This is a genomic window from Promicromonospora sp. AC04, assembly GCF_003058225.1.
GTDB lineage: Bacteria > Actinomycetota > Actinomycetes > Actinomycetales > Cellulomonadaceae > Promicromonospora.
Window position 1 is genome coordinate 292,651 of record NZ_QBUG01000008.1, and the last position, 10,934, is coordinate 303,584.

At 73.2% G+C, this 10,934-nt stretch carries 5 protein-coding genes; all 5 read left to right on the forward strand.

Going from position 1 to position 10,934, the window contains the following annotated elements; genetic code table 11:
- Positions 1-2: 2 nt before the first annotated feature.
- The 5 genes from C8K30_RS21380 (at position 3) to C8K30_RS21400 (ending at position 10,915) form a co-directional block, all read left to right on the forward strand.
- Complete coding sequence (locus C8K30_RS21380) at positions 3-2,141, forward strand: glycoside hydrolase family 127 protein (protein ID WP_108494905.1); 2,139 nt, start codon at positions 3-5, stop codon at positions 2,139-2,141.
- Positions 2,138-4,393, forward strand: a complete 2,256-nt coding sequence (locus C8K30_RS21385) for a TIM-barrel domain-containing protein (RefSeq protein WP_108494906.1) — start codon at positions 2,138-2,140, stop codon at positions 4,391-4,393. Before C8K30_RS21380 ends, C8K30_RS21385 begins: the two co-directional genes overlap by 4 nt.
- Before the next feature lie 234 nt (positions 4,394-4,627).
- A complete protein-coding gene (locus C8K30_RS21390; protein WP_108494907.1) occupies positions 4,628-8,386 on the forward strand; it encodes a LamG-like jellyroll fold domain-containing protein in 3,759 nt (1,252 codons plus the stop codon).
- A gap of 353 nt (positions 8,387-8,739) precedes the next feature.
- A complete protein-coding gene (locus C8K30_RS21395; RefSeq protein WP_108494908.1) occupies positions 8,740-9,711 on the forward strand; it encodes an alpha/beta hydrolase in 972 nt (323 codons plus the stop codon).
- 94 nt (positions 9,712-9,805) lie between these two features.
- Complete coding sequence (locus C8K30_RS21400) at positions 9,806-10,915, forward strand: hypothetical protein (protein ID WP_146197550.1); 1,110 nt, start codon at positions 9,806-9,808, stop codon at positions 10,913-10,915.
- The last annotated feature ends 19 nt before the right edge of the window (positions 10,916-10,934 follow it).

Consider the following 10,934-nt stretch of genomic DNA (forward strand, 5'->3'; position numbering starts at 1 on the left):
TTGTGACACACCAACCCTCGACGCCCACCACCGCGTCCCCGCACCGGGAGGCGCGGGCGCGTCCCGTCGCCCCGGCCGGCCCGCGCCGCGGGCTCGGCGTCGGCGAGCTGCGGCTCGACGGCGGCGTCTGGGGCGCGCTCCAGGAGACGAACGCCCGCGCCACGCTGCGGCACTGCCTCGACTGGATGGAGCAGCTCGGCTGGCTGGGCAACTTCGACCGGGTCGCCGAGGGCACCACGGGCGGGGACCGGCCGGGCTGGCAGTTCTCCGACTCCGAGGTCTACAAGCTGCTGGAGGCGCTGGCCTGGGAGTACGGCCGCACCGGCGACCCCGCGACCGACGCGTTGCTCGGCAAGGTGGTCGACCGGGTCTCCGCCGCGCAGGACGACGACGGCTACCTGAACACGTGCTTCGGGCACGCCGGGCAGCCGGGCCGGTACACCGACCTCTCGTCCGGCCACGAGCTGTACGTCACCGGCCACCTGCTGCAGGCCGCGGTGGCGCGCGTACGGACGGTCGGGGACGGCGCCCTGGTCGAGGTCGCCCGCCGCGCCGCCGACCACGTGTGCCGCGAGTTCGGCGCCGACGGCCGGGGCAGCGACGGGCAGGTGGGCATCTGCGGGCACCCCGAGATCGAGGTCGGCCTCGCCGAGCTCGGCCGCGCGCTCGACGAGCCGCGGTACACCGAGCAGGCGCGGCTCTTCATCGAGCGGCGCGGCCGCGGCACCCTGGCGCCGCCGGCGCTGCTCAGCCCCGCGTACTTCCAGGACGACGTGCCGGTGCGCGACGCCGACGTATGGCGCGGGCACGCGGTCCGCGCGCTGTACCTCGCGGCCGGGGCGGTCGACGTCGCGGTGGACACGCACGACGACGGCCTCCGCGCCGCCGTCGAGCGGCAGTGGACGCGCTCCGTGGAGCGGCGTACCTACCTCACCGGCGGCATGGGCTCGCGGCACCAGGACGAGGGCTTCGGGGACGACTGGGAGCTGCCGCCCGACCGTGCCTACTGCGAGACGTGCGCCGGCGTGGCCTCCGTCATGGTCTCGTGGCGCCTGCTGCTCGCCACGGGCGAGGTGCGCTACGCCGACCTCATCGAGCGCACCCTGTACAACGTGGTGGCCACCTCGCCGCGTGCGGACGGGCGCGCGTTCTTCTACGCCAACCCGCTGCAGCAGCGCGAGCCCGGCGCGGACGTGCGGCCCGACGCCGTCAACCCCCGCGCCGAGGGCGGCGTGCGGGCGCCGTGGTTCGACGTGTCGTGCTGCCCCACCAACGTCGCGCGCACGCTCGCCTCGTGGCAGGCGTACGCGGCGCTGGTCGAGGAGGCGCCCGACGGCGGAACCGTCGTGACCCTTGCCCAGTACGCCGCGGGAGACCTCCGGATCGTGCTCGACGACGGCCTCGACGACGGCCTCGATGACGGCAGAGTGCTCGCGTTGCGGATCACCACCGACTATCCGCACGACGGCCGGGTCCGGGTCGAGGTCACCGAGGTCCCGGCGTGGCCCGTGACCCTGCGCCTACGCGTCCCGCACTGGGCCGACGGCGCCACGCTCACCGGCCCGGACGGCTCCACCCGCGCCGTCGGGCCGGGCTGGGCCGAGTCAGTGCCGCAGTCCGACCAGCCGACTGACTCGCCGGGCCAGGTACGGCGAGTCAGTCGGCCGGTACGCGGTCCCCTCGGTTCGGGTTCGGGTCCGGAGCAGGCACTGGCGGCGGGTGACGTGGTGACGCTCGACCTGCCCGTCGGCCCGCGCCTGACCTGGCCCGACCCGCGGGTCGACGCCGTGCGCGGCACCGTCGCGGTCGAGCGCGGCCCGCTCGTGCTGGCGCTGGAGTCGGTGGACCTGCCCGACGGGGTCGTGCTCGACCAGGTGCGGCTCGACCCCGGTGTCGAGCCGCGGGCGCACGGCGACGGCGCCGTCGTTCGTGCGCTCGCCGTCCCGTTGCCCGATGGCGGGGCGGGAACGCCGCCGTTCGCCGTCGCGCGACCGGGCGGTCCGGGCGACGCAGGACCCGCCGACGTCGGCGGCCCGGCCGGGCTGGACCTGCCGCTCGTGCCCTATCACCGCTGGGCGGAGCGCGGCCCGTCGACCATGCGCGTGTTCATCCCCACGACCTCCCGCGAGGAGTCCCGATGACTGGCCACGCAGATCAGAACCCGACAGACCTGGCCCAGGCCGGTTCGAACCAGGCCGGCTCGAACCAGGCCGGCTCGAACCAGGTCGGCCTGCCAGTCCGCGCCGACGGCGCCCGCCTGACCTGGCGGGGCGGCGGCGAGACGGTTGTCGTCGAGCCGTGGGGCCGCGACAGCGTCCGGGTGCGCGCGACGATCCTGGGCGACGTCGAGGACCCGGACTGGGCGCTGCTGCCGTCCGCCACCGGGGCACATGAGGGCGCGCGCGTCGAGGTCCGTGCCGACGGCGCGACCCTCGTCAACGGCGGGATCCGGGTGGAGCTCACCACCTCGTCCGGGTTGTACGAGTCGGTGGGCTACGAGGTGTCGCACTGCGAGCTGGCCTTCTACGACGCCGACGGTCGACTGCTGCTGCGCGAGCTCGACCGCGGCGGCTCCCTCCAGCTGCGCGCCCGGAACTTCCGCCCGCGGCTCGGGGACGACGGGCACACGCTCACGGCGTCGTTCGAGTCCGACCCGGACGAGAAGCTGTACGGGATGGGGCAGTACCAGCAGCACGTGCTGGACCTGAAGGGTTCCACGTTCGAGCTGGCGCACCGCAACTCCCAGGCGAGCGTCCCGTTCGTGATGTCGAGCGGCGGGTACGGGTTCCTGTGGCACGACCCGGCGATCGGCCGCGCGACGTTCGCGCGCAACCGCACCGAGTGGCACGCGGAGTCCACGCGGCAGCTCGACTACTGGGTGACGGCCGGGCGCACGCCCGCGCAGATCTCGCGCGCCTACGCCGACGCGACCGGCCACGCCCCGATGATGCCCGAGCGCGGGCTCGGGTTCTGGCAGTGCAAGCTGCGGTACTGGAACCAGGAGCAGCTCCTGGAGGTGGCGCGCGAGCACCGCCGTCGGGGGCTGCCGCTCGACGTCATCGTCGCGGACTTCTTCCACTGGCCCAAGATGGGCGACTACCGGTTCGAGGACGAGTTCTGGCCCGACCCTGCGGCGATGGTCGCCGAGCTGGGCGAGCTCGGCGTCGAGCTCATGGTCTCGGTCTGGCCCCAGGTCTCGCTCGAGTCGGAGAACGACTCGTACCTGCGCCGGAACAACCTGCTGGTGCGCGCCGACCGCGGGCTCGACGTGCAGATGGCGTTCCAGGGCCCGAGCACCTTCCTCGACGTGACCAACCCCGAGACGCGGCGCTGGCTGTGGGAGACCTGCCGGCGTAACTACGGCGCGCACGGGATCCGCACGTTCTGGCTGGACGAGGCCGAGCCGGAGTACGGCGTCTACGACTACGACGCGTTCCGGTACCACCTCGGCCCGGCGCTGCGGGTGGGCAACGTCTACCCGCAGGCGTTCGCGCGTGCCTTCTACGAGGGCCAGCGCGCCGACGGAGAGGACGACGTCGTCAACCTGGTCCGCTGCGCCTGGGCCGGGAGCCAGCGCTACGGCGCGCTGGTCTGGTCGGGCGACATCTCCTCGACGTTCGAGGACATGGCGCGGCAGGTCACCGCTGGCATCCACATGGGCGTCGCGGGGATCCCGTGGTTCACCACCGACATCGGCGGCTTCCACCGGGGCGACAGCACCGACCCGGCGTTCCACGAGCTGCTCGTGCGGTGGTTCCAGCTCGGCGCGTTCAGCCCGGTCATGCGGCTGCACGGCGACCGGCTGCCGCGCGAGGACGTCGTCGCGGCGGACGGCTCGCCGCGCCTGGCCTCGGGCGGCCCCAACGAGCTGTGGAGCTTCGGCGAGGCGGTGTACGGAGTCCTGGAGCGCTACGTCCACCTGCGCGAGTCCCTGCGTGACTACGTGCGCGACGTCATGCGCGCCGCGCACACCGACGGCCAGCCCGTGATGCGCGGCCTGTTCCACGACTTCCCCGGCGACCCCCGCGCGTGGGAAGTCGACGACCAGTTCCTGCTCGGCCCCGACATCCTCGTCGCGCCCGTCCTGGCGGCCGGCGTCCGCGAACGCGACGTCTACCTGCCCGCGGGCGCGCGCTGGACCGACGCCGCCACGGGCGAGGTGCACGACGGCGGCACCACCATTCGCGCGGCCGCCCCCCTCGACGTCGTGCCCGTGTTCCTGCGCGACGGCGCCCAGCCGCACGTGGTCGGCCGCACGACGGGGCGGGTCGCGCCGGGTGAACCCACCGCAGGACCAACCACCACAGGGCCGGCTACCAAAGGGCCGGCCACAGCAGGGCTGGCCGCAGCAGGGCTGGCCACCACAGGGCCGGCCACAGGAGGGCCGGCCTAGATGCGCCCGGCGAGCCCCGGTCGGCAGTTTGCCGCACAGAGTCGGCACTTTGCATCGAGATCGGCTCAGCACTGGACCGATCTCGATGCGAACTGCCGACCTCGCAGGGGACTGCCGACCTCGCAGGGGACTGCCGACCTCGGCGCGAGGGCTGTACTGCTGCGCGTCGTCGAACCGGTTCGCTCGATCCACGATCCATGTTCCACCCCACGATGAGAAGGAAGGCACTCAACGATGAGCACTACCCCTTCAGCACGCCCACTGACGTGGGCACAGAGCTGGCGCAGACCGTTGTCGCCGCACTCGCGGCGCGCCGCCGTCGCGGCGCTCGCGACCCTGGCGCTCGCCGGTGGCACGGTTGGCGCGGCGGTGGCCGCCCCGGCCACGGCCCAGGAGCTCCCCGCCCCCGACCTGCACTACACGATGGACGACGTCACCGGCGACGTCGTCCCCGACTCGTCGGGCAACGGGCTGGACGGTGCGATCTCCGGCACAACGAGCCTGGTCGACGCCGAGGGCGGCGGCACGGCGCTCGACCTGCCCGGCGGGTCGGGCGGCGGCTACGTGACGATCCCGCGCCCGGCCCTCGCGGGCGCCACCGACCTCACGGTCTCGGCGCGCGTGCGCTGGGACGGCGCGGGCGGGGCGTGGCAGCGGATCTTCGACCTCGGCACGGACACCACGCGCTACCTGTTCGCGACGCCGTCGAACGGCGACGGCAGGTTCCGCACCGCCCTGACGACCAACGGAGGCGGGGGCGAGGCCCAGGTCGCCGGGTACGGCCCCCTGCGCGCCGACGACTGGGTGACGTACACGGTCACGCTCGACACCGCGACGGACCAGGTCACCACCTACCTCGACGGCGTCGCCGTCGGCTCGGCGCGGTCCACCGTGGCGGCCGCCGACCTGCTCACCTCCACCGCGCAGTCCGCCGGCTACCTCGGGAAGTCCTTCTACCCGGACCCGCTCCTCGACGGCGCGATCGACGACTTCCGCCTGTACCGGGCCACGCTGAGCGCCGAGCAGGTGGCCGAGCTCGCGGGCGAGGCCCCCGGCCTGGTGGAGCTGACGGCGGACAGCTTCGACGTCCGCACGATCGTCGCGGCCGCTCCTGACCTGCCCGGGGCGGTGCGTGCCTCCTTCACGGACGGCTACGACCGCGACGTGCCGGTGACCTGGGACGAGATCGACCCGGCGCAGTACGCGCAGCCGGGGGAGTTCACGGTCGCGGGTGAGGCGGCAGGGCTGCCGGTGACCGCAACCGTCACCGTGCACCGGGGCGAGCTGCGGGTCGACCTCGGATCGGCGACCGGGACGTTCCACGGCGGGGCGTCCGGCACGCTGTACGGGCTGTACGGCGACGGGCTGCCGAGCGACAACCTCATCGAGGGGATGGGGATCCGGACCGTCTCGACCAAGGCGCAGGACGGGCCCCAGCATCCCGGTGCCGACGCGCTGGAGGTCGTCCGGCCGCTCGCCGACGCCACCGACGGCGACGTCTACATCTACATGACCGACATCCACCGCGGCTTCCCGTACGAGTGGCCGGGCGCCACCCCCGAGGAGAAGCTCGACACCTTCGTGGACAAGATCGCGACCCAGGTCGACCAGGTGCTCGAGCTCCCGGCGGAGTACCAGGACAACGTCGTCTTCGTCCCGTTCAACGAGCCAGAGGGCAACATGTTCGGGACCGGCCGGTGGAGCTACGACGGCACGTCGTGGCTCGACGACCCGACGGACTACTTCGCCGCCTGGGACCGGGTCCACGCCGTCATCAAGGACAAGATGCCGCAGGCGCGCATCGCGGGCCCGAACACCAGCATCCTGTTCGGCCAGGTCAAGGGCTTCCTCGAGCACACTGTCGAGGCCGGGACCGTCCCGGACGTCATCACCTGGCACGAGCTGTCCCACCCGGAGAAGATCCGCGAGTCGGTCGCGACGTACCGCGGCTGGGAGGCCGAGGTCTTCGCCGGCACCGAGCTGGCGGGCACCAACCTGCCGATCAACATCAACGAGTATGCGTTCAACTACCACACCTCGGTTCCCGGCCAGATGATCCAGTGGATCTCGGCCATCGAGGACTCCAAGGTCGACGCCGACATCGCGTACTGGAACATCGACGGGAACCTGTCCGACTCCGCCGTGCAGTCCGACCGCGGCAACGGGCAGTGGTGGCTGTTCAACGCGTACGCCCAGATGAGCGGGCACACCGTCGAGGTGACGCCGCCGTTCCCGGGCGAGAACTACACGCTGCAGGGCGTCTCCACCCTGGACGCCGACCGCGCGATCTCGCGCACCATCGTCGGCGGGGCCGACGGCGCCGCGCCGGTCGAGCTGGTGAACGTACCCGGCGCGGTGTTCGGCGACGACGTGCGCGTCACGGTGCGCGAGATCCCCTGGACCGGCCAGCTCGGGGACTCCGCCCAGCCGCGCCACCTCACCGAGACCACCGTGCCGGTGACCGACGGAAAGGTAGTCGTCGACTTCGACGGTGCGTCGCTGCCGCTGCTGCGCGAGTCGTCGGCGTACGAGATCGTCGTGACGCCCGCGGGCGTCGGCGAGACCACGAGCACGGCACCGACCTCCTGGGAGGGCAGCTACGAGGCGGAGGACGCCACCTACACCGGCTCGGGCTACAGCCTGAACGGCCCGGAGGGCTCGCCGTCGGACGTCGGCAAGTTCTACACCTCCGGCGGGTACGACGTCGGCGGCCTGCGCACCGGCTCGGACGGCGTCCTCGACTTCGAGGTCACGGTGCCCGAGGACGGCACCTACGACCTGTCCGTCTTCGCCAACAGCCTCAACACCTTCGACAGGGTGGCGGAGCAGGGCCCGACCAACGTGTTCCTGCGGGTCGACGGCGCCGCCGAGCAGGAGCTCCACCTGCCGCTCGGCTACAAGTGGGTGGTCTGGGACCACGCCGACACCACCGTGGACCTCACGGCGGGCACGCACACGATCTCGCTCGCGGCGCGGAGCCTCGACGGCAGCGGCGTGACCCGGGGCGACACGATCCTCGACCGCATCACCCTGGCCCTGCCCGGCCCGGACGCCGAGACGTCCGTGTACGAGGCCGAGCTCGCGACGCTCGACGGCGGGAGCGCGCTGTACGACGCGCCGCGCGGCGTCGACCCGGCCGAGGTGTCCGGCGCCGGCGGCGTCGAGCTGGCCGAGGGCGAGACCGCCACGTTCTGGGTCTACGGGGCGGACGACGGCGAGGCGACACTCAGCGCGGACGTCCTCGGCGCCGGCCGGCGCTACGGCAGCGGGACCCTTTCGGTCAACGGCCGCGCCGTCCTCGACCTCACGCAGGGCCGGTACAGGCCCGGCCGGTCTGAGCAGGGCCGGCCCACGCAGGACCAGAGGGTGGCCGCACACCTGTCCGGCGGCGTGAACAAGGTGGTCGTGACGGGCGGCGCAGGCGGCATCGTCGTCGACCGGCTGACGACGACAGCGGGGACCGGGGCGCTCGCGGCCACGCGGTACCAGGCCGAGGACGCCGAGCTCGCCGGCTCCGCGACGGTGTCCGAGCTGTCGCTGGCCGAGGGCGGCCAGGCCGTGACCGACGTCGGCGGCGAGCCGGGCAACCACAGCACCCTGACGTTCCGGGTCGACGCCGACCGGGCCGGCCCGCACGCCGTCGTCCTGCGGTACTCCAACCCGGAGCAGTCGCCCGCGTCGCACTACAACCCCGACCCGATCGCCCGGCGGGCGGACATCTCGGTGAACGGCGGCGCGTCGTTGCCGGTGCTCTTCCCCCACTCGTTCCACGAGAACAACTTCTGGGAGAAGACCGTCGTGCTCGACCTCGACGAGGGGGCGAACACCATCACCCTGAGCTCGCAGGAGGCGCCGAACTTCGACGGCACCACCTACGCCTCGGACGTCTGGCCCGACTTCCCGCTGCGGTCGCGCTGGGCGCCGGTCGTCGACCGGATCACGGTGTCGCCGCTCGCGGCGCGGCTCCGGACCAAGGCGGTCGCCGGCGACTGACCAGGGCTGAACGGTGAGGGCGGGGTTCTTGTCGGGACAGCGGTCGTTACAACGGTCGTCGACCCGACAAGAACCCCGCCCTCACCGTGCGTCACGGGCTGGGGCGGCCGCCCAGGGTCACCCGCGCTCATCGCCGAGGGCCGCCCCGCCGGATGGCGGGTGCGCGGCACCAAGAGCGCCTCGTTCGGCGGATGTTCTTCAAGGACCCGGGGCCGAGACTGATCCTGTACCGCACCGCAGGACAAGATCACCGCAGGACGAGATCACCGCAGGACAAGATCACCGCCGGACCGTTCACCTCAGGACAGTTCAGGACAGTTCAGGACAGTTCACCGCAGAACAAAGGAGTTCTCATGGCCGAGACCGTGAAGAGGCCGCCCTTCGACCCCGAGCTCGAGGCCACGCTCGCGCTGTTCGCCGACCAGCTGCCGCCCACGATCACGCCCGAGATGATCCCGCTGCTCCGCCAAGGTAGGTCCGTGTTCGACACGAACGTGGACGACGTGCTGGCGGAGGCGGGGGTCGAGCGCCGGGACGTCACCGTCCCCGGGCACGCCGGCGACGAGATCGAGGTGAGCGTGCTGAGCCGCCAGGGACGGACCGGCGTCGGACCGGGCGTCTTCCACACCCATGGCGGCGGGATGATCATGGGGGACCGGTTCACCGGGCTGGACCAGCTCCTGGGCTGGATCACGGACTTCGACGCGGTGGTCGTCACCGTGGAGTATCGCCTCGCGCCCGAGTTCCCCGACCCGTACCCCGTGCGGGACTGCTACGCGGGCCTCGTGTGGACGGCCGAGCACGCCGAGGAGCTGGGCATCGACCCCGATCGCCTCATCATCGCCGGCGCGAGCGCAGGGGGCGGCCTCGCCGCCGGGACCGCGCTGCTCGCCCGCGACGAGGGCGGCCCGGCCCTCGCGGGGCAGGTCCTGATCTACCCCATGCTCGACGACCGCGACCAGACGGTCTCCACGGTCCAGATCGACGGGGTGGGGGTGTGGGACCGCAGCTCGAACGTCACCGGGTGGTCGGCACTCCTCGGCGACCGCCGGGGGACCGACGACGTCTCGGTCTACGCCGCCCCGGCGCGTGCGACCGACCTGTCCGGCCTGCCGCCGGCCTTCATCGACTGCGGGAGCGCCGAGGTCTTCCGCGACGAGGACGTCGCCTACGCCACGGCGTTGTGGCATGCGGGCGTGCAGGCCGAGCTGCACGTGTGGCCCGGCGGGTTCCACGGCTTCGACATGATGGCGCCGCACACCGTCCTGGCCAAGTCGATGCGCGCGGCGCGCGACTCCTGGGTGGCGCGCACCCTCGGCGTCTGACCGAGCTGCGTGGTGCCTCCGCGGCCCGGCATCAGGCGCCCGGGCCGCGGCGCCGTCCGGCTAGTGTTGGGGGCACACGCGCGATGGAGCGAACATGCAAGAACTCGTGGGCCGCCTGACCGCACTGGACCCCGAAGCCAGCGAGACCCTCAAGGTCGTGGCGTACTTCGATGTGCTCGTCGCGGGCGGCGCCGGGCTTCAGGCGCTGCTGCGCGGGGCGGCGGTGCTCAGCGGCACGGTCGCCGGCGCGACCGACGGCCGGCGGACGTACCGCATGGGGCCCGACGGCGACCGCCGGACCGAGACCGTGCAGGTCCAGCCGCACTGGCCGTCCCGCTCGAAGGACGACCGAAGCGTCTGGCTCGAGCGCGAGGGCTCCCCGCACGCGAACGACGACATGGTCATCGAGAGACTGGCGCTCGCCGCCGACCTCGTCGGGTCGCGTCGTCCCGGCGAACCGGGAAGCTCGCTCGAGACGGCCATCGATGCCACCCGGGACGCGGACGAGCGCCTGGTCGCGCTGTCGCGGCTCCGGCTCGATCCAGCGCGAGAGGTTCGCATCGCGGCGCTCCCGCCGTCGCACGACGTGGACGGCGCCCTGTCGACGGTCGTGGCGACCCCCTACGGTCTGGTGCGCGCGGTGGTGCTCGGCCAGGGGGCGACGGTCCCCGGCCCCGCCGGAGTGGGCGTCCCGCGCCGCGCGGACCAGCTTCCGGAGTCCTTCCGGACGGCGGTCCTCGCCCTCCGGCTGCTGCCCAAGCCCAGTCCTGGGAGCGGCGCCAAGCGCAGTCCGGGGAGCGGCGTCGGGTGCAGTCCGGGGAGCGGCGCCGGGCGCAGTCCCGGAAGTGCCGGGAGCGATGCTCGGAGCCATACCGGGAGAAGCTCCGGGAGCGAAGCCGTCATAGACGCTGCCGACCTCGGCGTAGTCCTCGCCGCCGTCAGCGCGCTCGAACCCGTCGCCGCGCAGCAGCCGGACGTCGTCGCGCTCGCGCGGCTCGACGCCCGGACCCGCGCGGTGCTCGACGAGCTCGCCGGCTCGGAGAGTGTGCGCGCGGCCGCGACGTCGCTCGGCATGCACCACTCGACGCTCCAGGCACGCCACGACACCCTGACGACCGAGCTCGGCTACGACCCGCGGTCCCTGCACGGCCGGGCGCGGTTCCAGCTCGCCCGCCTCCTCCTGCGCCTGGTCGAGAACCACTGACCTGCCTGCGCAGCCGACC